Annotated in this window: 26 protein-coding genes; 14 read left to right on the top strand and 12 right to left on the bottom strand. The window is 72.6% G+C overall.

What is annotated here, in order from left to right:
• The first annotated feature begins 45 nt into the window (after positions 1–45).
• Genes ACFV9D_RS33510 through ACFV9D_RS33500 form a run of 3 tightly spaced genes read left to right on the top strand, consistent with a single transcriptional unit; the run spans position 46 to position 2,893 of the window.
• The gene (locus tag ACFV9D_RS33510) at positions 46–1,920 is read left to right on the top strand and encodes a hypothetical protein (protein ID WP_385154844.1); all 1,875 of its coding nucleotides are present in this window, start codon (positions 46–48) and stop codon (positions 1,918–1,920) included.
• 57 nt (positions 1,921–1,977) lie between these two features.
• Complete coding sequence (locus ACFV9D_RS33505; protein ID WP_385154841.1) at positions 1,978–2,367, top strand: hypothetical protein; 390 nt, start codon at positions 1,978–1,980, stop codon at positions 2,365–2,367.
• Between the two features lie 13 nt (positions 2,368–2,380).
• The gene (locus ACFV9D_RS33500; RefSeq protein WP_385154838.1) at positions 2,381–2,893 is read left to right on the top strand and encodes a GNAT family N-acetyltransferase; all 513 of its coding nucleotides are present in this window, start codon (positions 2,381–2,383) and stop codon (positions 2,891–2,893) included.
• On the opposite strand, the gene ACFV9D_RS33495 is transcribed toward ACFV9D_RS33500, so the two are convergent.
• The 5 genes from ACFV9D_RS33495 to ACFV9D_RS33475 all read right to left on the bottom strand — a co-directional run bounded on the left by ACFV9D_RS33495 (position 2,886) and on the right by ACFV9D_RS33475 (position 6,741).
• The gene (locus tag ACFV9D_RS33495; protein ID WP_385154835.1) at positions 2,886–3,509 is read right to left on the bottom strand and encodes a YdeI family protein; all 624 of its coding nucleotides are present in this window, start codon (positions 3,507–3,509) and stop codon (positions 2,886–2,888) included. The two genes, ACFV9D_RS33500 and ACFV9D_RS33495, sit on opposite strands and share 8 nt — an antisense overlap.
• A 77-nt stretch (positions 3,510–3,586) precedes the next feature.
• Positions 3,587–4,879, bottom strand: coding sequence for an ATP-binding protein (locus ACFV9D_RS33490; protein ID WP_385154832.1), 1,293 nt, complete (start codon positions 4,877–4,879; stop codon positions 3,587–3,589).
• Between the two features lie 203 nt (positions 4,880–5,082).
• A complete protein-coding gene (locus tag ACFV9D_RS33485; RefSeq protein WP_385154829.1) occupies positions 5,083–5,439 on the bottom strand; it encodes a DUF805 domain-containing protein in 357 nt (118 codons plus the stop codon).
• A 213-nt stretch (positions 5,440–5,652) separates the two neighbouring features.
• A complete protein-coding gene (locus ACFV9D_RS33480; RefSeq protein ID WP_385154826.1) occupies positions 5,653–6,039 on the bottom strand; it encodes an SPW repeat protein in 387 nt (128 codons plus the stop codon).
• 288 nt (positions 6,040–6,327) lie between these two features.
• Complete coding sequence (locus tag ACFV9D_RS33475) at positions 6,328–6,741, bottom strand: VOC family protein (RefSeq protein ID WP_385154823.1); 414 nt, start codon at positions 6,739–6,741, stop codon at positions 6,328–6,330.
• 138 nt (positions 6,742–6,879) lie between these two features.
• On the opposite strand from ACFV9D_RS33475, the gene ACFV9D_RS33470 reads away from it, so the two are divergent.
• The 4 genes from ACFV9D_RS33470 (at position 6,880) to ACFV9D_RS33455 (ending at position 8,858) form a co-directional block, all read left to right on the top strand.
• Entirely contained in the window at positions 6,880–7,251 is a 372-nt protein-coding gene (locus ACFV9D_RS33470) for a cupin domain-containing protein (protein ID WP_385154820.1), read from the top strand.
• Between the two features lie 111 nt (positions 7,252–7,362).
• Complete coding sequence (locus tag ACFV9D_RS33465) at positions 7,363–7,878, top strand: DinB family protein (protein WP_385154817.1); 516 nt, start codon at positions 7,363–7,365, stop codon at positions 7,876–7,878.
• Between the two features lie 69 nt (positions 7,879–7,947).
• Positions 7,948–8,478 carry a GNAT family N-acetyltransferase gene (locus tag ACFV9D_RS33460; RefSeq protein ID WP_385154814.1) on the top strand — a complete coding sequence of 177 codons (531 nt, stop codon included), beginning with the start codon at positions 7,948–7,950 and terminating at the stop codon, positions 8,476–8,478.
• Positions 8,475–8,858, top strand: a complete 384-nt coding sequence (locus ACFV9D_RS33455) for a DUF4440 domain-containing protein (protein ID WP_385154811.1) — start codon at positions 8,475–8,477, stop codon at positions 8,856–8,858. The genes ACFV9D_RS33460 and ACFV9D_RS33455 overlap by 4 nt, the downstream gene beginning before the upstream one ends.
• A 139-nt stretch (positions 8,859–8,997) precedes the next feature.
• On the opposite strand, the gene ACFV9D_RS33450 is transcribed toward ACFV9D_RS33455, so the two are convergent.
• Both ACFV9D_RS33450 and ACFV9D_RS33445 read right to left on the bottom strand, forming a co-directional pair.
• Complete coding sequence (locus ACFV9D_RS33450; RefSeq protein WP_385154808.1) at positions 8,998–9,357, bottom strand: hypothetical protein; 360 nt, start codon at positions 9,355–9,357, stop codon at positions 8,998–9,000.
• Between the two features lie 37 nt (positions 9,358–9,394).
• Positions 9,395–9,790, bottom strand: coding sequence for a hypothetical protein (locus ACFV9D_RS33445; RefSeq protein ID WP_385154805.1), 396 nt, complete (start codon positions 9,788–9,790; stop codon positions 9,395–9,397).
• A gap of 242 nt (positions 9,791–10,032) precedes the next feature.
• On the opposite strand from ACFV9D_RS33445, the gene ACFV9D_RS33440 reads away from it, so the two are divergent.
• On the top strand, positions 10,033–11,487 hold the full coding sequence (locus ACFV9D_RS33440; RefSeq protein WP_385154802.1) for a carboxylesterase/lipase family protein: 1,455 nt from the start codon (positions 10,033–10,035) through the stop codon (positions 11,485–11,487).
• 116 nt (positions 11,488–11,603) lie between these two features.
• Here the strand turns inward: ACFV9D_RS33440 and ACFV9D_RS33435 are convergent, their stop codons facing one another.
• Both ACFV9D_RS33435 and ACFV9D_RS33430 read right to left on the bottom strand, forming a co-directional pair.
• Positions 11,604–12,152 carry a DJ-1/PfpI/YhbO family deglycase/protease gene (locus ACFV9D_RS33435; RefSeq protein ID WP_385154799.1) on the bottom strand — a complete coding sequence of 183 codons (549 nt, stop codon included), beginning with the start codon at positions 12,150–12,152 and terminating at the stop codon, positions 11,604–11,606.
• 64 nt (positions 12,153–12,216) lie between these two features.
• Positions 12,217–12,981 carry a metallophosphoesterase gene (locus ACFV9D_RS33430; protein WP_385154796.1) on the bottom strand — a complete coding sequence of 255 codons (765 nt, stop codon included), beginning with the start codon at positions 12,979–12,981 and terminating at the stop codon, positions 12,217–12,219.
• Between the two features lie 208 nt (positions 12,982–13,189).
• On the opposite strand from ACFV9D_RS33430, the gene ACFV9D_RS33425 reads away from it, so the two are divergent.
• Positions 13,190–13,882 carry an RraA family protein gene (locus ACFV9D_RS33425; RefSeq protein ID WP_385154793.1) on the top strand — a complete coding sequence of 231 codons (693 nt, stop codon included), beginning with the start codon at positions 13,190–13,192 and terminating at the stop codon, positions 13,880–13,882.
• A 14-nt stretch (positions 13,883–13,896) separates the two neighbouring features.
• On the opposite strand, the gene ACFV9D_RS33420 is transcribed toward ACFV9D_RS33425, so the two are convergent.
• Together ACFV9D_RS33420 and ACFV9D_RS33415 are read right to left on the bottom strand one after the other, a co-directional pair.
• On the bottom strand, positions 13,897–14,337 hold the full coding sequence (locus tag ACFV9D_RS33420; protein ID WP_385154790.1) for an OsmC family protein: 441 nt from the start codon (positions 14,335–14,337) through the stop codon (positions 13,897–13,899).
• A gap of 103 nt (positions 14,338–14,440) precedes the next feature.
• Complete coding sequence (locus tag ACFV9D_RS33415; protein ID WP_385154787.1) at positions 14,441–15,190, bottom strand: type 1 glutamine amidotransferase; 750 nt, start codon at positions 15,188–15,190, stop codon at positions 14,441–14,443.
• A 149-nt stretch (positions 15,191–15,339) separates the two neighbouring features.
• Here ACFV9D_RS33415 and ACFV9D_RS33410 point away from each other — a divergent pair, with 149 nt between their 5' ends.
• Both ACFV9D_RS33410 and ACFV9D_RS33405 read left to right on the top strand, forming a co-directional pair.
• Entirely contained in the window at positions 15,340–15,678 is a 339-nt protein-coding gene (locus ACFV9D_RS33410) for a hypothetical protein (protein ID WP_385154784.1), read from the top strand.
• 102 nt (positions 15,679–15,780) lie between these two features.
• The gene (locus tag ACFV9D_RS33405) at positions 15,781–16,782 is read left to right on the top strand and encodes a glutamate ABC transporter substrate-binding protein (RefSeq protein WP_385154781.1); all 1,002 of its coding nucleotides are present in this window, start codon (positions 15,781–15,783) and stop codon (positions 16,780–16,782) included.
• An 88-nt stretch (positions 16,783–16,870) separates the two neighbouring features.
• Here ACFV9D_RS33405 and ACFV9D_RS33400 read toward each other — a convergent pair whose 3' ends face one another.
• The gene (locus ACFV9D_RS33400; protein WP_385154778.1) at positions 16,871–17,698 is read right to left on the bottom strand and encodes an NADPH-dependent F420 reductase; all 828 of its coding nucleotides are present in this window, start codon (positions 17,696–17,698) and stop codon (positions 16,871–16,873) included.
• 47 nt (positions 17,699–17,745) lie between these two features.
• Here ACFV9D_RS33400 and ACFV9D_RS33395 point away from each other — a divergent pair, with 47 nt between their 5' ends.
• The 3 genes from ACFV9D_RS33395 (at position 17,746) to ACFV9D_RS33385 (ending at position 21,246) form a co-directional block, all read left to right on the top strand.
• Positions 17,746–20,103: a molybdopterin cofactor-binding domain-containing protein gene (locus ACFV9D_RS33395; RefSeq protein WP_385154776.1), complete on the top strand. Its 2,358-nt coding sequence runs from the start codon at positions 17,746–17,748 to the stop codon at positions 20,101–20,103.
• A gap of 14 nt (positions 20,104–20,117) precedes the next feature.
• A complete protein-coding gene (locus tag ACFV9D_RS33390) occupies positions 20,118–20,597 on the top strand; it encodes a (2Fe-2S)-binding protein (RefSeq protein WP_385154773.1) in 480 nt (159 codons plus the stop codon).
• A gap of 184 nt (positions 20,598–20,781) precedes the next feature.
• Positions 20,782–21,246 carry a MarR family winged helix-turn-helix transcriptional regulator gene (locus ACFV9D_RS33385; protein ID WP_385154882.1) on the top strand — a complete coding sequence of 155 codons (465 nt, stop codon included), beginning with the start codon at positions 20,782–20,784 and terminating at the stop codon, positions 21,244–21,246.
• Positions 21,247–21,417 lie beyond the last annotated feature (171 nt).

The raw sequence follows: 21,417 nt of genomic DNA, 5'->3' as shown, positions 1-21,417 counted from the left end.
CGGGGTGGTAACGAGAAGGGGCGGTAAGAAGGTTACGGTGCTGGTGTGGTGAACGACGAGGTGGACACGGTGGGTACGGCGGTGCTGCTGGCGGCGGCGCCGGCCGGGCGGGGACGGGCGGTGGACGCGGCCTCCGTGCTGCCCGCGCTGGCGGCGGTGCCGCCGAGCGCGTTGACCGGCACGCCGGTGGCGACGGTCGTCGAGCTGGCCGACCCGCTGGACCCGCAGGCCGTACTGACGCGCCTGCGCGCGGCAGCGGCGACGCCGGGGCCGCTGGCGGTCTACCTCGCCGGCCAGCTCCAACTGGACCGGCGCCAGCACCTGCCGCACCTGGCGCTCGCGCGCAGCACGCCGACGACGCTGCGGTACACGGGGCTGCCGTGGCACTGGCTCGCGGCGGAACTCGCGACGCGGCGGCCGGGGACGACGACGGTGGTGGCGGACCTGGTCGCGGACCCGGAGCTGTGGCAGCGCCTGCGCACCGCCCCGGGCCTCGTCTCCCTGGGCCCGGGCCCGCTCCTGTACGGCAGGATCGCCCCGGCCCCGCGCCGGGGCGACCCGGCGACCCCGGAGTACCTCCGCCACTTCGCCACGGTCTGGCGCACGGGCGCCCGCCCACCGCTGTCCCACCTCCACGCGGAGGCGGCGACGCAGGCGGGCGACGCGGAGGCACTGCTCCTGACCCCGGAGTGGGGCGCCGGCGCGCCCACGACCCTGCCCATGCCGGGGCCGGCGGCGGGGTCGCCGGTCGCGATGCATGGCGTCCCCGCGGGCGCCGGAGCGGGGCCGGGTACGCCGGCCGCGGTGTCCGGCGGAACCGACGGCGCGGGCGCGTACGGTCCCGGACGCATGCCGGAGATTTCGCGTGGCCCCGACGCGCAGCCGGTACCGGCTGGGCCCGGTGTCGCCGTCGTGGGACGGTCGGACGGCCCCGACGCCGTGGCGCAGGTCCGTCAGCCTCAGGACATGGGCGCTCCCGCCCGCCCGGACCACGGGCACCCGCCCGTCGCGGCGGACGGCTTCGGCGCCGGACGTCCGGCAGTTCCGGCGCCGGCCGCTTCGCGACCGCTCGACGACCCCGCCCGGGGGACGGCACTCGCGCACGCGCCGGGCGCGGGGACTCACCATCCGCCGACCCTGCCGGCTCCGAAGCCACTCGCCGCCGTGACCCCCGAACCGACACCCGCCCCCGCCGACCCCGGTCGGGGCTCGGCCACGGCGCCCGCACGGACCCCGACTGGGCCCGGTACAGGCACGGCCCTGGCGTCGGTGCCTGCTGCTCCCGGCCCGCCCGCTCCCGGGCTGTCCGGGCCCGGTACGGGCACGACCACAGGGGCCGTGCCATCCGTCACGGTGCCGGCGCCCGTCGCCTTCGGGACCGGAGCGTCGCCCGTCGCGGCGCCCGCGCCCGCCCCGAGCAATGGGCACCCGCTCGCCCCTGCTGGGGGCCGTGCTCGGGTGACCGGTGGTGCCGTGAACGGAACGGGGCATCCGCCCGTACAGACGGTGGTCGTGCCCGACCCCCACCCCGCCATCCTCGCCGCCGCGCGGGCCGGGCGGCACGGGGAGGCGGTGGCCGTGGCCGTGGCGTGGGAGCAGGAGGCGTTGCGGCGGTACGGGCCGCGGTCGCAGCAGGCGCTGCACTGGATGGAGGTGCGGGCCGATCTCGCGCGACTTGCTGGGGAGCCCGGCCGCAGTTGTGAGTTGTGGATCGCCGCCGCCCAGGCCCGGCTCGGGCTGAGCCAGGGGCCCGACGATCCCGACGTCGAAGGCGCCGTCGACCGCGCGCACCATCAGTGGGAGCAGATCGAGGACCCCGCCCGCGCCCGCGAGTTGGGGCCCGCTCTCGTCGCCCTGCGGCAGCGTGTCCCGGGCCGCAAGGCCGGGGCTCTGGCCGCGCTGCAGCGCCGGATGCGCTGAACCCCGCACCGGAGAAAGGCACCGCATGTCGTCGCCAGCGGCGGCGAGGCCCTCATCGTGACGGACGAACAGATGGCGGCCGCTCAGGGCGAGTTGGCAGCGCAGGGGCTCTGGCAGGAGACCTCAGCGGCGGCCGGGCTCGCCGGGCTGCGCGCACTCGGCGGGCGGGAGACCGACGGCCCGGTGGTCTGCGTCGCCACGTCCAGCGGCTACAAGGACATCGCCACCGCGACCGCCTCCCCCGCCCCCATGGCCGCCGACTGGTCCGCGATCAAGGCCCGCCTCGTACGCCAGGACGCCGCCGGCCCCGAGGCCGAGGAACGACCCCTCGGGCCGGCCCAGGTCCGCCGGCAGCCCGCTCACCGTCCGCTGGCCGCCGCGTCTCGGTGCGCGGAAGGGAGACCGTTGCCCGGCGGCTGGGGCTCCCCGAGAACCGGCCGCAGCTGAGATGATCGTACGTATGAACCACTCGTCCACCGCCCCGGCCGGCGTCGTCCTCACCACCGAGCGACTGCTGCTGCGACCGGTGCGGGCGCGGGACGTGCCTGCGGTGACCCGGCTGTGGACCGACCCCGACGTCCGGTTCCACCTGGGCGGGCCGGTCGTCGAGCAGGTCGTACGGATCCGGCAGCGGCGGATCGTCGGAGCACCCGGCGTCCACGCGGTCGTCCGGGCCTCCGACGGGACACTGCTCGGGCTCGTCACCGTGGAGCCGGCGGCACGGGACGGGGAGACGGAGGTCTCGTACCAGTTCCTGCCCGAGTACTGGGGGCAGGGCTACGCGCGCGAGGCCGTCGCCGCCGCCGTCGACCGGGCGCTGGAGACCACGCCGAGCGTGGTCGCGGTGACGCAGGAGGCGAACGGGCGCTCGCGGCGGCTCCTGGAGGCCGTCGGGATGGTCCACGCCGCCTCCTTCGTGGAGTTCGAGGCCCATCAGGTGCTCTACCGCCGGACCCGCGGACCCGTCACGTGATCCTCTCGCCGGCCGCCAGTTTCGCCATCATCCGCGCCAGCCGCTCGGCCCGGTTCTTCGGGGTGCGCGCCTGCCACAGCCGCATGATCACCAGGTACCTGTCGGTCTTTCCGAGCTGTTCGTAGAAGGCCCGGGCCGGTTCGTCGCCCGCCAGCGCCGCCGCCAGGTCGTCGGGCACGGTCGCCTCCGCCTGCGACGGGTACGCGTTCGCCCACCGGCCGTCCGCCTGCGCCGCCCGCACCTCCGCGAACCCCGGCTCGCGCATCCGGCCCGCGGCCGTCAGCGCCTCGACCTTGCGGACGTTCACCATCGACCAGAGGCTGCGCGCCCGGCGCGGGGTGTACTTCTGGAAGTAGTAGGCACCGTCCCCGCCCTTGCGCTGCCCGTCGATCCAGCCGAAACAGAGCATGCAGTCGAGGACCTCCGGAATCGTCAGCGACTCGCCTCCCTTGTCCTTCTTGGCGATCCTCAGCCAGACCCCGGGAGTGTCGGCGTGGTGTGTTTCCAGCCAGGACTCCAGCTCCGTGGTCTTCGTGAAGGTCATGAGCTCGAGCCCCTCGTACCGCTCCATGGGACCAGTCCCCCTCGGTTCGTCGTCGTCGCGCAATCCGCTCACGACCACGATATTCACCCCGGCCGGCGCGCAGCCGCCCGAGCGGGACGAACTGCGCGCCGCACACGAGCGGCACCTCGTCAGAAACGGGCGTGCGTGGTGATGTCCGACTCGAACTGGGTGATCATCTCCGGCGTCACCGTCGGGCGGCACTGGCCGATCGCCTCCAGGTAGTCCGCCGTGCTCGCTCCCGGTACCCGCTCCTCGGCGGCCGCCCGCCCACCGACCGAGACCAGATCGCGCTCGAAGGAGTTCTGGGCGGCGATCCGGGCGGCGTGCTCGATGTCGGCGGGCGTGAACAGGTCGCTCGCCGCCACCAGTTCGTCGATGTCCACGTCCGGGCGGCCCTCGGTGTACCGCGCCCAGATCGCCGACCGGGCCGCCTTGTCCGGCGTACCGATCGGAATGAGGTAGTCGAAGCGGCCGGGACGCAGGAAGGCCGGGTCGAGCGAGCGGATCGAGTTCGTCGCGCAGACGAGAAGCCGTTCGTCGCGCTCCCGGAAACCCGGTATCAGCTTGAGGAGTTCGTTGGTCACCCCGTGCATGCCACCGGGCTGCGCCGGTTCCTGGCGGACGGGGGCGATCTCCTCGACCTCGTCGATGAAGACCAGAACCCGCTCCAGCTCGGCGATCCGGGCGAATGCGGAGCGCAGCGCCGCCGCCAGATTGCCCTCGTCGGCCAGTCGGCTGGGCAGGATCTCCACGAACGGCCAGCCGAGCCGGGAGGCGATCCCACGGGCGAACGTCGTCTTGCCGGTGCCCGGCGGGCCGAACAGGCCCACGGCGCGCGGCGGGCGCACACCGTGCCGCGCCGCGCGCTCCGGCTCGGCGAGCGGCAGGACCACACGCCGCTCGATCAGGTCCTTCTCGCGCTCCATGCCGGCGACCTTCGCCCACAGGTCGCCGGGCAGCAGCCGGCCGCCGAGGTCGTCGAGGAGGTTGGCGGCGGGCCCGTGCAGCGGCTCGACCTTCTCGAAGTAGGCGACGGCGGGCTGGCGGGTGTACCCCGCGTTGAGCAGTCCCTCGCCGAGCAGGTCCTCCTCGGGCAGCACGTACGCGATCCGGCCGACCCGCGCGGCGACCAGGCGGCGCTCCAGCTCGACCAGGAGCGCGCTGGCGAGGCCACGGCCCCGCCAGGCCGAGGAGATCGCGATCCGCATGACCCAGGCCCGTTCCCCGGCCACGCAGGCGAGCGCCGTCCCGATGGGCACGCCCTGGTGGACGGCGACGACCGCCGGCTGGCGGGAGGTCAGGGCGCCGATGCATTCGGCCAGGGAGAAGACGGATTCCTGGCCGAGTTCGGCCGTGGTGTCGATCAGGTGGACCACTGCGGCGAGATCGCTCTCGCGGTAGTCATGGATGAGCCAGTTCACCGGTACCGCCCCTCGTTCGTTCGTTCTTCGCGCCGTGCGGCGAGGCTAGGGGCGGGGGAGGAGGCGGGTCGTGCGCCATCGTGCACAAGGCCCGCCCGGCAAATGCTACGAACCGTCACTGGGCTTGAGGCACCAGGAATGCGCGAAGCCCCCGGAAGGTACCCTCCGGGGGCTTCGTCAGGTGGAGCTCAGGACTGTGGAGCTCAGTACGCCGGCGCGAGCTTCGGGTTCGGGCCGTAGGCGTTGTCCGTCTGGTTGCCCTCGGTCGCGTAGAACACGATGAGGATGATCGAGCCGACCAGCGGGATGATGCCGATCAGGATCCACCAGCCGGAGCGGCCCGTGTCGTGCAGACGGCGGACCGTCACACCGAGGGTCGGCAGGAACACGGCCAGCGCGTAGACGGCGGTCAGCAGCGGAGACGTGGTGAGGACCGCGTCGATGATCGCGACGACGACGTACGCGATGAGGTTGAACAGCATGTACATCCAGTATTCCTGGCGGCGCGCACGGCCGGTGAATACCGCGTACTTCTTGAGAACGTCGAGGTACCAGTTCACTTAGTCCCCCCAAGGACTGGGAAATGCGAGCGGGAGCCTGTCCCTGTGGAGCAAGCTTACGCAGAACTTATGTGGCCGAAACGCCGTCGGTCAATTCGTTACCTGGGGTGGGGCGTTGGGGGCCGTTGTGTCTGGATTTGCGTACGCGGCACGGCTACGGCGTCGTATCCCTGGCCCGGGGATACGACGCCGTTCTGGGAGAGGATCAGAGCTTTATCCCGTTCTCCTCGTCTTGCTCATGAGGAGCCCGCCCGCCGTGAGGGCGAAGAGGCAGACGCATGCGCCGGTGATGACGTTGCTGACGATCGCGCCGGTGTCCGCGTCCCGGGCGACCACCCAGGGGGAGATGATCAGCCACACGCCACCCGCCAGGGCGACGAAGTTCAGGTCCTGCGACCTTTCCGGGGCCATCGACATACAGACTCCGAGAGCCGCGAGACCGATGCCGACGATCAGGTTGCTGAGGGCGAGGTCCGGGTGGAGGCCCGCGAAGTGAACCGTGTAGGCGGAGATTGCGGCCCAGATGCCGGCCAGGATGACCAGTTCCTCGACCGCAGCGACACCACGGGTCTGGAGCATCCGGGAGTAGCGGTCACGCATTTCCGATGCGTCGGGGTGTCCCCTGATATCACCAGGACGGTGAGAGACGTCAGACATACGACTCGCCTCCTTCTGGCGTCATGCACGTCTGATCGCGCTTGCGGCGTGGTGCCGCGGTTTCATTGTGCGCTTATCTGGGCTTTATGTGTAGATGTGTCCGATAAGGGATCCGCACAGAAATGACGCCACGGATATGCGGAGAACCACCAAAGAAGTGATCGCCGAATGAACATTCCCTGAAGAGCCACGCATGACGTCGTATCGATATGCGCGACCCCGGGCCGCCGGTCAGCCCCTGCTGTACGGGTGGGTCATGATCTCCATGTTGTGGCCGTCGGGGTCGGCGAAGTACGCGCCCCGGCCGCCGAACAGATGGTTGACCTCACCCGCCTCGGTGTGGCTCGGGTCCGGGTAGTACGTGACCCGCATCCGCTCGAGCCGGGCGATCATCGTGTCGAACTCCTCGTCGGACACGAGGAACGCGTAGTGCTGAGGGGTGAACGAGGCGTCGGCCGACTCGTAGAAGTCGAGGGCGACTCCGTTGCCGGTCTCCACCGGCAGGAACGGCCCGAAGGGCGCGCCGACCTCCAAGCCGAGCACCTCGGCCAGGAACTCGGCGGAGACCCGCTTGTCGCGGGCGAAGACGATGGTGTGATTGAGCTCGACGGCCACAGCGGCTCCTCTCGAAGGCTGCGCAGTCATATGACCACGCTAGCCCGTGATCATCGGGGCGGGCAATGGGGCAACGGGGCAGTGGCGAAGGGTCCGGCCGAACCCTCCGGCGTAGCCTGGAAGAGGACTCGGGGGCTGGCACGTCTCACCGCCGGGAGGCGGACGAACATGACCGGAATCGTGTCCAGGAGCTTCGACTCCGCAGATGAGACCCGTCCCTTCGAGGGTGGCAAGGGCAGGCTGGACCTGGTCAACACGGACCGTGGTCCGGTCGGCCGGGCCGTCTTCGAGCCGGGCTGGAAGTGGTCCCAGCACGTCAAGCCCATCGCCGGAACGGACAGCTGTCAGGCGGACCATGTCGGCTATGTCGTCAGCGGCCGGATGAAGATCGTCATGAACGACGGCGACTCGATCGAGGTGGGCCCCGGCGACTTCTTCGCCGTTCCTCCAGGGCACGACGCCTGGGTCCTCGGCGACGAGGCCTGCGTGGCCCTGGACTGGATGGGCTTCGGCGAATACGCCGTACGCCAGGGCGGTTGAGGGAACCACACGGGGCGGGACCGCGGCGTCGGCGGGGTACGTCGGCGGGACCGCCGGCAGGGCCGGGAAATTGCCGGGACCGCAGTCCGTGCCCGCTGGCACGATGACCCGATGAACGAAGATCGCCGCATTCAGCCACCCCGTACCGCCGATGAGCGCGCCACGCTCACCGCGATGCTCCAGTTCCAGCGCGACACCCTGGAGATGAAGTGCGCGGGGCTGACCGCCGAGCAGCTGAAGCAACGTGCGATCGCTCCGTCCGGACTCTCCCTCGTGGGCCTGGTGCGGCACGCGGCCGAGGTCGAACGCGGCTGGTTCCGCAATGTCGTCAACGGCGAGAAGAGCCGCAGCCCTTGGACGCCACCGGGCTCGACGGAGTGGGCGGACTTCGAGGTCGACGGCCTCGACGAGGCCGGTGTCGCGGAGGCGTTCGCGGTGTGGCGCGACGAATGCGCCCGGGCGCGCGCCGTCGTGGACGCGGCGGACTCCCTCGATGTGCGCGGACACATCGGCGGGGAGGCGTACTCCCTGCGCTACGTCCTCGCCCACATGATCGAGGAGTACGCCCGTCACAACGGTCACGCGGACCTGCTGCGCGAGCGCATCGACGGCGTCACGGGGGAGTAGCGGGGGTCGCCCGACAGGTGGAGCAAATGCCCTGATCAACAGGTCCGTTGGCCTGTTATCGTCCCCCGTATGCCCGAACTGGTCGCCCCCACCGCACAACTCCACACCTCCTGGCTCGAGGCACACGCCGAGTGGAGCCCCGGCGCCCACCAGGACGGTGCCGGGATGAGGCTCGCAGAAGGAGACGCCCTCGCGAGTCCGGAGGTCTTCGCCGCCTGGGTGGGGAGACTGCGGGCACAGTCCGACCGGACGCGGCCGCTCGCGGAGGGCTGGGTGCACGCCACGCACTGGTGGATCGTCGAGGACGGCGCGTACGCGGGCGCGATCGACCTGCGCCACGGCCTCAACGACTTCCTGCTGCGCGCCGGCGGGCACATCGGTTACAGCGTCCGCCCCTCGGCCCGCCGCCGCGGCCTCGCCACCTGGGCGCTGGGCGAGGTCCTCCCGGAGGCCCGCGCCCTCGGCCTCGATCGCCTCCTTCTGACGTGCGACGAGGACAACGTCGCCTCGGCGCGCACGATCGAGCGCAACGGCGGGGTCCTGGAGGACGTCCGCGTGACGGAGCTCGGCCGCAAGCGGCGCTACTGGATCGCCCTGTGAGGGCGCCGGACGAGGTCGCCGAGGCCATCGCGGCGGAACTCCGGCTCATGGAGCCCTCGGTCCGCACCTCCCGCGCACTCGCCCGCGAACTCCTCGACCCCGAGTTCGTCGAGGTCGGGTCCTCCGGCCGCCGCTGGACGTACGAGGAGATGCTCGCCGCGCTCCCGGACATGCTCGGCGGCACGGAGGACGGCCCGCGCTACGAGCCCACGGCGATGACGGGCACGCTCCTGGCCCCCGGCCTGGTCCACCTGACCTACGAAACCGTCATCGACGGCCATCGAGCCCGCCGCAGCTCCCTCTGGCGCCGAACCGACACCGGTACCGGCTGGCAGCTGTACTACCACCAGGCCACCCCGGTCCCACCGGAGACGGACTAGGGGACGATGCGGCTCCGTCGTGGCCGGGCCGCTCTGCGCAGGACCATGCGCCAGTACTGGGGCCGCACCCCGACGGCACCACGGCTTGTGCAGTGACGTGCGAGCTGTGGTGCCGCCGAGCACGCGGGACTGTGCCGTGTCAGCCGTACGCGTCCGTCACGCAGTACGCGGCGCAGGACGCCCGTTCGTACTGGAGGCGGAGGGCCGCCGCCGCGTCGGCGCGTCGTACCTCGGTGTGGCCGAAGCGTTCGGCCGCCAAGCGCAGCACGTCCTCTACGGTGACGACGGCCGGTTCCCCGTGGCCCGCCGCGTCGCGGGCCGAGGCGATCGCCAAACCGGCCGCGCGGAGCAGGACGCGGGAATGGGCGCGCTCGGTGGCGGCGCGGGCCCGAGCGGGATGCAGCGGGCGTACCGCCCGACCCCTCCGGGCGACGCCCGCCGCCATCAGGGCCGCGCCGGCGGCCACCACCAGGATCCCGACCACCGTCGACGCTTCCATGCCGCCGCCCCCTCCCGCCGAGCCGTTCGTACGCGGTCTACCCGAGTTCGGGGGAGCGATACCCCTCCCCGGACCGGGGAACCACGGACGGATCGTCAAGAACGCCGTCCTGTGCGAGAGTCACCGCACCGGCCGGCACCGCGTCCCGCCCGAGCGCCCCGGGCACCGGAACCGGCACGGACGTGGCCCCCGCCGTGAGGGCCCGCCTCCCGGCCAGGCGGGCGGCGATGCCGCGCTCCAACCAGGGGTGCCAGTCCGCGAGACAGCCGCCGAGCACGACCTCGTCCACGTCGAGCAGGCTCGTGACGGAGAGGACGGCCGCTCCAAGGACCTCCCCGGCCGCGTCCAGCGCCGCACGGGCCCGCTCCCCGCCCTGGGCCAGCTCCCGCCCGAGCGCGTCGGGGGCCGCGTCCGTGCCCTCCCGTTCGCGCACCTCCGTGAGGCCCGCCGCGTCCGTCAGCGCGCGGCCAGGTTGTGGCGGCGTACCGCGGCGGAGTCTGCCGGGGAGGAGGTCGAGGAGGCGGACACCCCGGGCCGATCCTCCCCGGCGACCTATATGGTTACACGTGCAAGTGACACGTGTCACTTTCTTACTTCCAGCGTTGACGTAATTGGTTCCCGGCCAGACGCTGTGGGCCCACCAAGAGCGTCAAGTGATCCCGCAGGAGCCCCCGCATGCCTCGCACCACCGCGCCCCTCGTCACCACCACCCGCGGCCCGGTCCGTGGCGAGCGCCGCGCCGACGGCAGCGTCCGCTTCCTCGGCATCCCCTATGCCCAGCCGCCCGTCGGCGACCTCCGCTTCGCCGCCCCCGTGCCCCCGGAACCCTGGACCGAGCCCCTCGACACCACCGCGTACGGGCCCACCGCCCAGCGCCGTCCGTTCGCCGAGGTCACCACCATCCCCGAGCCGTCCCTCCCCGGCGCCGGCGTGCTCAACCTCAACGTCTTCACCCCCGCCGCCGACCCCGAGGCGGGGCTGCCCGTCCTCGTCTGGATCCACGGCGGCGGCTACGTCGCCGGCTCGGCCGCCAGCCCCTGGTACGACGGGTCCGCCTTCAACCGGGACGGCGTCGTCCTGGTCTCCCTCGGCTACCGGCTCGGCATCGAGGGCTTCCTGCACCTGGCGGACGCGCCCGACAACCGCGGCGTCCGTGACTGGATCGCCGCTCTGGAGTGGGTCCGCGACAACATCGCCCGCTTCGGCGGCGATCCGGCCAAGGTCACCGTCGCCGGCCAGTCGGCGGGCGGAGGCGCCGTCCTGACCCTGCTCGCCGTCCCCGCGGCCCGTGGCCTGTTCCGCGGCGCGCTCTCCGTCTCCGGTGCGGTGATGCGGCCGGACGGCCCCGAGGTCGCCCGCGCCGCCGCCCGCCTGTTCACGGCCCGTACCGGCGTACCCGCCACGGCCGCCGCGCTGCGCGACCTCGACGACGACGAACTGCTCGACCTCCAGGACAAGCTGGGCGAGCCGGGCCCGGACCGCGAAGGGCTGCCGCCGCTGCTGTCCCTCGGGCCCTTCGCGGACGGCGAGCTGATCCCGGAACCGGTCCTCGAGGCGCTGACGGACGGCGCCGCAGGCGCCGACGTCCCGCTGATGCTGGGCTTCACGGCGCACGAGTTCAACGCCATCCCCGCCCCCGGGCCCGACGGCCCGCCCGTGCCGGTCCTCCTCGGCACCGTCGGCCTGGCGTCGGACCGGGTGGAGTCCTTCACCAAGGCCTACGCGGCGGCCGGCCCCGACCGCCTCTTCGGCCAGGCGCTGACCGACGCCACCTTCCGTGCGCCGTCCCTGGCCGTGGCCGATGCCCGCGCCGCTCGCGAACGGCCCACCTGGCTCTACGAGTTCGTGTGGGAGTCGCCGGTCAACGCGATGGCCTTCCACTGCCTCGACCTGCCGTACGCCTTCGACCTTCTGGACGCCGAGGGCGTCACGGCGGCCGCCGGTGACGCGCCGCCGCGCGCGCTCGCCGACGCGATGCACCGCGCCTGGGTCGCCTTCGTACGGGACCAGGACCCGGGTGAGTCCTGGCCTCGCTACACGGCCCGGGACCGCGCCACGATGGTCTGGGACACCGAGCCGCGCGTCGAACGGGACCCGCTGCGTCAGGTCCGCGAGATCTGGCTCGCCTGACCGGTCCGGCGGGCTTCCTGCGCCGCCTTCCTCCCCGCTTCCCCCCGCGGCTTCCCTCCCCGCGTCGTCTCAGCTCGGCGCGGGGACCCGCTCTAGGGCGGGGTCCCGCCCGCAACTCAGGACAGGGCCTCGATGATCGCCGCCGAGAAGGGCCGTACATCGGCCGGCCTGCGTGAGGTGATCAGCCGGAATCCGCCGGACGTGTCGACCACGACCTCGCGGTCCACCCACGTCCCGCCCGCGTTCACCAGATCCGTCCGTATCGAGGGGTACGAGGTCACTTCCTTGCCCGGGACAAGCCCGCTCTCCACGAGCAGCCACGGGCCGTGGCAGATCGCGGCCACGGTCTTCCCGGTCTTCGCGAACGTCTGCAGCAGCCGCTGGGCCGTGGGGTCCACCCGCAGGCGGTCCGCGTTCACGGTGCCGCCCGGTACGACCACCGCGTCGAACCGTTCCGCCGACACCTCGCCGTACGTCGTGTCGGGCCGTACGACGTCACCGGGCCGCCGGTCCGACACGAGCGTGTGCACGGGCTCGGCCTTCCGCGCCGCCACGGTGACCCGGGCGCCGGCCTCCCGCAGAGCCTCCACCGGCTTCTTCAGTTCGTCCTGCTCCGTGCCGTAGTTCGTCGTGAGGACGAGGACGCGTTTTCCGTCGAGGGACACGGCAGCCTCCCGCCTGCGGGCCGCGAACCGGCCACACCCCCGCGAGTCTCCGCCCACCGCGCCGCTAAACGGGGACGCTCCGGTAGTGGGTCGTGATCCTGCCCCCGTCGTCCAGGACGTGGAAGGCGAGCGACGGAGCCATCTCGTCGCGGTACACATGGCCGCTCGGGCGGTCGTACGACTCCCAGGGGAGCTTTGCCGTCGAGATCACGCCGGGGGCGACAAGGAGCGGGCGCCCCGCGAAGGTGGTGGCGGCCGCCGTGTGCGCGTGCCCGCACAGGAAGGCGACGATGCCGGGCCTGCGCGCGGCCAGCTCGGCGAGCCGGTCCTCCCCGAACTGGCGGATGCCGTCGACGAACGGGATGTGCAGCGCCGTCGGCGGGTGGTGGAAGCCGACCAGGACGGGCACGTCCTCCGGAGTGTCGTCCAGTACGGACTCCAGCCAGGCCAGGGTCTCCTCCTCCAGGAACCCCTCGTCCTTGCCGGGCACCGACGAGTCGCCCAGGGCGAGCACGAACCCCGCCCCGCGCAGCACCTGGTTCACCGGGGCACCGGGCCGCGTCGCGGTGTCGCCGAGGAGCACCTCGCGGAAGACGTCCCGCCGGTCGTGGTTGCCCGGACAGACCAGCAGCGGGTGCCGGGTCCGCAGCAACTCCCGTACGTGGAGGTACTCCGACTCCAGGCCGTGGTCGGCGATGTCGCCCGTCACCACGACCGCGTCGAAGTCGGCGTCGAGCGATTCCAGATAGGTCATCACGGACCTGGTGCGTTCCGCGCTGCGCGGCGAGCTGTCGATGTGGATGTCGCTGAGATGCGCGATCACGATCACGGCGGTGGACCCCTCCCCGGCGCAAGGCCGCGAGAACCACGGGACGGCCTCCGCGTCCCCGGCGCGAACCTACTGCGTCCCGCGCCCCCGCCGCGCGGGCCACCTCGGTACAAGTGGCCCGGGACCGCGCGATGCCCCGGCGTTAGCATCGCGCGACGGCCGACCGGGCCGCCGGACCGAGCAGCACGTCAGAGAACGGACATCACCGATGCTGAAGGACTTCGCCGAGCTCTCCACTCCCCTGATCGCCGACGCCTGCGTCCGGCTCGGTGAACCGCTGCGCGCCGCTCCCGCCGGTATCGCCCCCGTCGTGCCGGGACAGCGCCTCGCCGGACGGGTGCTGCCTGCCCGGCACTACGGCAGCGTCGACGTCTTCCTGGAGGCCTTCGGAGGGGCCGAACCCGGGGACGTGCTCGTCGTCGACAACGCCGGCCGCCGCGACGAGGCCTGCGTCGGGGATCTGGCCGTGCTCGAGGCCGAGGCGGCGGGAGTCGCCGGCCTCGTCGTCTGGGGGTTGCACCGCGACACCCCCGACCTCGTCGAGATCGCGCTGCCGGTCTTCTCCTACGGGCGTCATGCGCCCGGACCCGTCCGCCTGGACGCACGCGAGCCGGAAGCCCTGCGCACCGCACGGTGCGGCGAGCACCTGGTGAGCGCCGCCGACGTGGTCTTCGGCGACGACGACGGCGTGCTGTTCGTGGCCGCCGACCGGGTCGACGCCGTCCTCGAGACCGCCCGCGGGATCTTCCGCACCGAGCGCGAACAGGCGTGCAGGATCAGGGCCGGCGAGACGCTGCGCGCGCAGACCCGGTTCGATGAGTACCTCGCCGAGCGGGAGGCGGACCCGTCGTACACCTTCCGCCGGCATCTGCGCCGGATCGGCGGCGCCATCGAGGAGTAGCGGGAGTCCGCGGATCAGCCGGCCCGGAAGCCGATCGCCCCGTCCGGCAGCACCGCCTCCACCGTCGCGCCGTGTTCGACGGTCCGGCTCACCGTGCAGAACTTCTCGTGCGTCAGCCGCACTCCGCGCGCGAAGACCTCCGCCGCCCGCGGGTTGCTCTCCGGCAGTTCGAATTCGTAACTGACCCTGATCCGGCCCACCCGGCCGTCGTCGTCCGGGCCGGACGCGGACTCGACCACGATCCGCAGGTCGTCGTGGTCCACGGCGCGCGCCGTCCGGTCCACCACCATGCCGCCGCATCCTCCCATGGCCGCGAGCAGCAGTTCGACCGGGGTGAACGAGGGCTGCGCGTCCGCGTCGTCGGCCGCCCCGATCCGCACCTCCGCGCCCCGGTCGTTGCGGGCGATCCAGGTGCGGTAGCCGGTGCGGACGGTCTCGATGCGGTAGTCGGCCATGCTGTCGTGGACTCCTCGGTGTGCGTTTCAACGGTGCGGTCGACCGCCCAGGCAACCCCACGGGGCCGGGCCCGCCAAGCGGACGCGCCGGGACGAGTCGGAGTCAGGAACGGGTCCGCGCTCGGTCGTGGACCAGGGAGCCCCACGCGTCGGCCATCGCCCCCCAGACCGCGCGGAGTTCGGGCTCCGCCTCGCGTACGGAGGTGACGGCGGCCTCGGGATCGGCACCGGCCGACCGGGTGTGCGGGCCCTCGGTGCGCGCCCATTCGGTGAGCGAGTCGGCCAGCGCTTCGGGGTGGAACTGCACACCCCAGGCCGCCGTTCCGACCCGGAACGCCTGGTGCGGACAGTCGTCCCCGGTGAGCAACGGCACCGCTTCCGACGGCAGTCGCACCACTTCGTCCCAGTGCCACTGCGCCGCCGGCGCGCCCTCGGGGACCGCGCCGAGGACGGGGTCCGTCTCGGCCGCGGGCAACCGGCGCAGAGGGACGGCGCCGATCTCCGGGCCATGGGGGCGCGGTGCCACGGCGCCGCCGAGGGCGTGCGCGAGGATCTGGCCGCCGAGACAGATCGCGAGCAGGGGAGTCTCCTCGGCCACCGCGGACCGAACGAGCTCGCGGACCCGTGGCAGCCACGGCATGGCCGTCTCGTCCTCGCAGTTGGCGGCGCCCCCGAGGACCACGAAGCCCGCGTACCCCTGCAGCGAGCCGGGCAGGGGGTCGCCCTGCCAAGGGTGGACGACCTGGAGGCGGAGTCCGGCCCGCCGGAGACGGTCGCCCACGAGACCGGGGCCGGTGCCGTCCTCGTGCTGGACCACGAGCACGGACGGTGTCGAGCCGGATATGAAGGTCACAGTCAGCGCGCCTCCGCAGTCGGTTTCTTGATCGCCAGGGTGCCTCCCCACGGGGCCAGCCGACAACCCCCGAGCTGAGTATGTGCGGTCGGCCGGACTGAGTACGTCGGCCGATACCGCGGCCCGGCCTCCGCTGGTCGAATACGGTCATGACCTCGGACGCCCGGCTCAACCGCCGTATGCAGCACGTCACCACCACCGGCTCCGCACTTGCGGTGGCGGTGCTCCCGCTCGTCGTCGGCATGCTGCTGGCGAGGAGCGTGGGCGCGGACCCGATGACGCCGGTGAACGCCCTGATCACCAGCGGCGGCCAGCGCGCCCGGCTGTCCCGGGCCCAGCTTCGCGCGGTGCGTCCGATGCGGGACGGCGGCGGGGGCGTGGCGGTGGGCCGGGCCGTGGCGGTGGGCCGGAAGCTCGTACGGCCTTCGTTGCCGTCGCTCCAGTCGCTTCCGTCGCTTCCGTCGTTGTCGGGCCTGCGGGGACGGTGAAGCTTGTGCCAACGCGCTGCCAACTCTCCGATCAGTGGCGCGTGTTGAGGCCAGTCTGCGTAGCCTTGGGGGTGGGGAGTCGGCTGCGCGGGGGTGGGGCTTGTGACTGCTGGATCCGAGTCGGTACGCCGGGGGAGGCGGCTGCTGGGCGGCCGCACCGTGCTCTGGCTGCTGCTCACGGCGATGGTCCTGGCCGCGGCCCCGGCCGCCGCCGTCACGGCCGGTCCGCACGCCGCTCCGCCCGCCGCTCCGCGCGTGGCCGCCCCGCCCGTCGCCGCGCCCGCGGCCCGCGCCCCGTCCTGCGATCCGCGCCGGGCGAGTCCGCGGCCCTCGCGCGTGGACGGCCCGGCCGTACGGCGCATCCGCGAGCGCGGGCACCTCGTCGCGGGGGTGGACCTGAACAGCCACCTCTGGGGATCCCGGGACCCCCAGACCCGCCAACCGGTCGGCTTCGACATCGACCTCGTCCGCGCGATCGCCCGTGACATCCTCGGTCCGCAGGCCACGGTCCGGTTCGTCAGCATGCCGCCCAGCCAGCGGATCTCCCGGCTCCAGTCCCGCCAGGTCGACGTCGTCGTGCGCACGATGAGCATCACCTGTGAGCGGCTGGCCGATGTCGCGTTCTCCAGCGTCTACTTCGAGACCGGCCATCAACTCCTCGTACCCGAGGGCTCGGGGATCAAGGGCTTCGACGCGCAGCTGCGCGGGAAGCGCGTCTGCCTCAGCAAGGGCAGCTCGGCCTCCGACCTGCTGCGCGGCTCCACGACCGGAGCCGTCGCCGTGGAGACCGCGAGCCACCTGGACTGCCTCGTAGAGATCCAGCAGGGGACCGTCGACGCGATCCTCACCCACGCCACCCTCGCCGCCGGGCTGGCCGCCCAGGACCCCAACCTCCGGCTGGTCGGTCCGCGTCTGGACACCTCGCTGTACGGGGTCGCCATGAACAAGGACGACACGGACCTGGCCCGCAGGGTCAACGCGGTTCTGGAGGACTACCGCAAGGGCGGCGCCCGCAGCCCCTGGATGGCCTCGTACGACAGGTGGCTCGCCCCGAACCTCGGCGCCCACCCGCAGGGCCCGCCGCCGGCCGCCTACGCCGACTGACCGCACCGCGGCCCCGATGGCCACGTCCGACCTCCTCGGCGCAGGCGCCGAGCAGGCGCGGGTGAGGCGCACACGGAGTGCGCCGGTGTCAGCCGCGGAACGACGCGGGTCGCTCGGGGGAGGCTTCGGCGAGGGCCTTCGTCACCGCGTCGACTCCGCCCCGGAGGCCGTAGACCGGCGTGTCGGGCTGCTGGCGCCAGGAGTCGTCGATGCCGCCCGCGTCGACGGTGTCGAACCCCAGCTCGTCGATGAGGGCGCGGACCGTCTTCTTGGCGACCTCGTCGTCCCCGGCCACGGGCAGGGCGACGCGCTCCGGGTCCCCGGCCGGGAGGGGCCTGTCCAGGATGTCCTGGGCGTAGGTGCCGTTGAAGGCCTTGATCACCGGGTGGCCCAGGTGCTGCTCGGTCCAGCGGCTCTCGGTCAGGCCGTCGTCCTCGATGGCGTCGATCCGGCCGTCGCGCTGCTGCGGGTAGTAGTTGTTCGTGTCGATGAGGGCGAAGCCCTGCGCCGCGTCGTCGAGGAGCCCCGAGGGCAGGTCCGGGATCGCCTTCAGCGGGATGGTCACGATCACGATCTCGGCGCCGCGCGCCGCCTCGCCGACCGTGACGGGGGTCGCGCCGGTCTCCTCGGCGAGTGCCGTCAGGGTCTCGGGGCCCCGGGAGTTCGCCACGGACACCTCGTGGCCGAGGGTCGTGAGGCGCCGGGTGAGGTTGCCGCCGATGTTGCCTGCACCGATGATGCCGATCTTCATGGAACGTCCTTCCGAGCGGGTGGGGGAACTGCCGTGCTGAACTGCCGTGCTAGACCGGAACCGCAGGTCCGGGCCGGCTATTCCCCGGCTCCGACCCTCCCCTCGTGAGGGCTTGGCGTGCCCGGAGTGAATCCTGTGCCGTTCCGGGATCCGAGCGGGCGTCAAGTGCGCGATGATCCATCCGACTTCGTGGTTCGTCGAGAGGGCAGCCGATGACAGTGCGCGACGATGCGCAGCAGCACCCGCAGGAGGAGACCGCGCCGGGCGGCATGGGCCGGCGCCGGTTCCTCGGCTACGTCCTGGCGGCGCCGACCCTGACCGTCGCCGCCCAACTCGGCGAGGCGGTCCTGGCGCCCTCCCCGGCGGAGGCCGCCGCTCCCTCCCTGGTGCCCTCGTTGCCCGGGCCGTCCGAGATCTACGATCTCAACGACATGCTCACGCATGCCGCCCTGCCCACCGCGAACCTGATCACCATCCGGATCGAACCCGACGGCACCGCCTCCTTCGCCCTGCCCCGGGCCGAGGTCGGCCAAGGCATCACCACCTCCTCCGCGATGCTGATCGCCGAGGAGCTCGACCTGCCGCTGGACAAGGTGCGGGTCACGCTCGCCGACGCCCGTCCGGAGCTGCTGTTCAACCAGCTCACCGGCGGCTCCAACACCACCATCTCCACCTTCACGCCCATCCGGGTCGCCGCGGCCGTCGCCAGGGGCCGGCTGCTGCGCGCCGCGGCCCTCGAGCTGGGGGAGCTGGTGGGCTCGCTCACCGCGAAGGCGGGGGCGATCGTCTCCTCGACGACGGGGCGCAGCCTCACCTACGGCGAACTCGCCGTGAAGGCGGCCGCCGACACCGACACCGCCGTCGGCGTCGCCCTCAAGAAGCCTTCCGAGTTCAAGGTCATCGGCACCGCGCAACGTCGGATCGACGCCCTGGAGGCCGTGACGGGCCGCAAGAAGTTCGCCATGGACGTCCAGGTGCCCGACGCGCTGCCCACGATGGTCTGCAGGCCGCCGACCATCAACGGCACGGTCCGTGCGGTGGAGAACCTGGACGAGGTCCGCTCCATGCCCGGCATCACCGATGTCGTACGGATCTCCACCGGCGTCGCCGTCCGCGGCCGTACGTTCGGCCAATGCATCGACGCCGTCCGCGCCCTCCGGGTCACCTGGGGACCGGGCACGGCCGAGGGCGACTCGGACGCGACCGTCCTGCGCAAGCTCCGGACCGCCGAACTCCCGCTCGTGGTACCGCCGTTGCCACTCCTCACCAAAGCGGTCGACGCCCGCTTCACCTTCCACTTCTCCAGCAACAGCGCCCTGGAGACCAACTGCGCGATCGCGGACGTGCGGCCGGGCTCGGCCGAGATCTGGGCGAGCGTGAAGTCGCCCATCGTCGCCCAGGAGCAGATCGCCGTCGGGCTCGGTCTGCTGCCCACCGCCGTGAAGGTCCATGTCACCGAGGGCGGCGGCTCGTTCGGCCGCAAACTCTTCCACGACGCCGCACGCGAGGCCGCCGAGATCTCCCGGGCCATGGGCAAGCCCGTGAAGCTGATGTGGCACCGGACCGACGACTTCCGCCAGGGCCGTACGCATCCCATGTCGACCTCCCGGGTCCGGGCCACGTACACGCTCGGCGAGGTGCTGACCTACGAGCAGCGCCACACCTCCGTCGCCACGGACTTCGGCCACGGCCTCGGCGAGATCATCACGTCCACGGCCGCCCAACTGCCCGTGGGCGACCTCACCTTCTCCGAGACGATCTTCCAGCTCACGCAGCAGAGCCCGTACCACTTCGGCGTCACCACCCAGCTGCTCAGCGAGACCGACAAGGGCTTCAACACCGGCTCCATGCGCGGCATCTACTCGCCGAACGTCCGGTGCGCGCAGGAGCTGGTCGTCGACGAACTGGCGAAGCGCATGGGCAAGGACGCGTACGAGTTCCGCCGCAAGCACCTCAAGGACGAGCGGGCCCGCGCCGTCCTGGACAAGGTCGCGGAGGTGGGCGACTGGGGCCGGTCGCTGCCCGCCGGTATGGCCCAGGGGATCGCGATCCACCCCGAGTACCACGCCTTCGTCGCCGTCCTCGCGGAGATCGACTGCCGACCCGAGACCACCGGACGGCAGGTCGAGGACGCGTACACGGGTCCGCGCGTCACCAAGGTCGTCTGCGCGGTCGACGTCGGCCTCGCGGTCAACCCGCGGGGCCTGGAGGCCCAGATGATGGGCGGCATCATCGACGGTATCGCCCTCGCCCTCACCTCCGGCCTGCACCTCCAGGGCGGGCACTTCCAGGAGGGGAGCTGGGACAACTACTTCTACACCCGCCAGTGGAACACCCCACCCGAGCTGGAGATCGTCGTGATGCCGCCGGCCTCGGACCGGCCGGGCGGTGCGGGCGAGCTGGCCGTCGCGGGCGCGATGGCCGCCGTCGCCTGCGCGTACGGCAGGGCCGCCGGCGCCATGCCGACGACCTTCCCCGTCAACCACGCCGAGCCGCTCGGATTCGAGCCGCTGCCCACCACTCCGCCGATCCCCGCCTCGCCGGTCGACGGCCTCGACCGCGCCTTCTAGGACCAGGAGTCACCGTGCCGCAACACACCTTCATCCTCAACGGCAAGGCCGTCACGGCCGAGGTCGAGGACGACGTCCGGCTGCTGTGGGTGCTCCGGGACGTCCTGGGCGTCACCGGACCCAAGTACGGCTGCGGGCTCGGCGTCTGCCAGGCGTGCACCAGCCACATCAACGGCAAGGCGTTCAACCCCTGCTCCGTCCCGGTCAAGGACATCGCCCCCACCGACGAGATCACCACCATCGAGGGCCTGCCCGCCACCGTCGGCAAGGAACTCCACCCGATGCAGGAGGCATGGCTCGACCTCGACGTGGCCCAGTGCGGCTACTGCCAGCCCGGGCAGATCATGACGGCGGTCGCCAAGGTCCGCCGGGCCCGTGAGGCGGGACGGGAGATCGACGAGGCCGACCTCGACGAGATCCGCAACATCTGTCGCTGCGGGACCTACAACCGGATCCGTGAGGCCATCGTGGCGGGAGCCCGCCGCATGCCCTGACGGGAACAGCGATCCATTGCGCCGGGTCGACCCCGACGAGGTCCGGGCGCCGAAGGCGGAGCCCCGGGGGAGACCTGGTCCTCAGCGGCGCGGACCTTGGTACGAGCGCGGCGCCGACCGAGGGCCCCGTGCGGCCGGACCGCTGCCGTATTCTGGCCGAATGGGCAAGACCGTTGGTGAGCAGATGGGCGTCGTCGCCGCGCTGGTGCGATCGTCGTTCCTGGTGAACGCCGTCTACGCCGAGTCCGGCCGTGAGTACGGCCTGACGCCGCAGCAGGGTCAGCTGCTGTGCGTGCTCATGCCGCAGCCCTACGGCATGAGCGAGCTGGGCGCGGTGCTGGGCCTCGCGAAGTCGAGCCTCACGGGCCTGGTGGACCGGACCTCCCAGCGCGGTCTCGTGCGGCGCGAGCCGGACCCGGAGGACGGCCGCGCCGTCCGGGTGGCGCTCACGGAAGAGGGCGCGCGGCTGGCCGACGTGTTCTACACCGAGACGTGCCGTCGGATCGACCTGCTGCCCTCGGGGCTCGACGCGGCGGAGCGCGACCGGCTCGCGGAGCTGCTCGGCCGGGTGGTCCTGGACAACAAGGTGCCGACGGTCTTCGCCGAACCGAGCGAACCGGGGCCCCTCCCGGACGCGACGCGGAGATAGCGCCGGCCTGCCACCGCGGCGGCCCGGTGGGGCCATGGCCGGACGGAACCGAGGGGGCCCGGTGGGCCAGGGCCGGACCGAGCCCAGCGGTGCCCGGTGGGCCAGGGCCGGACGGAGCCTATTGGTGCCCGGTGGGCCAGGGCCGGACGGAGCCCAGCGGTGCCCGGTGGG

Origin of the sequence: Streptomyces sp. NPDC059875 (genome assembly GCF_042731085.1) — a bacterium.
In the GTDB taxonomy this organism is placed as follows: domain Bacteria; phylum Actinomycetota; class Actinomycetes; order Streptomycetales; family Streptomycetaceae; genus Streptomyces.
Note: the sequence above shows the minus strand (reverse complement) of the source record. Positions and strands in the feature narration are given on the sequence as shown.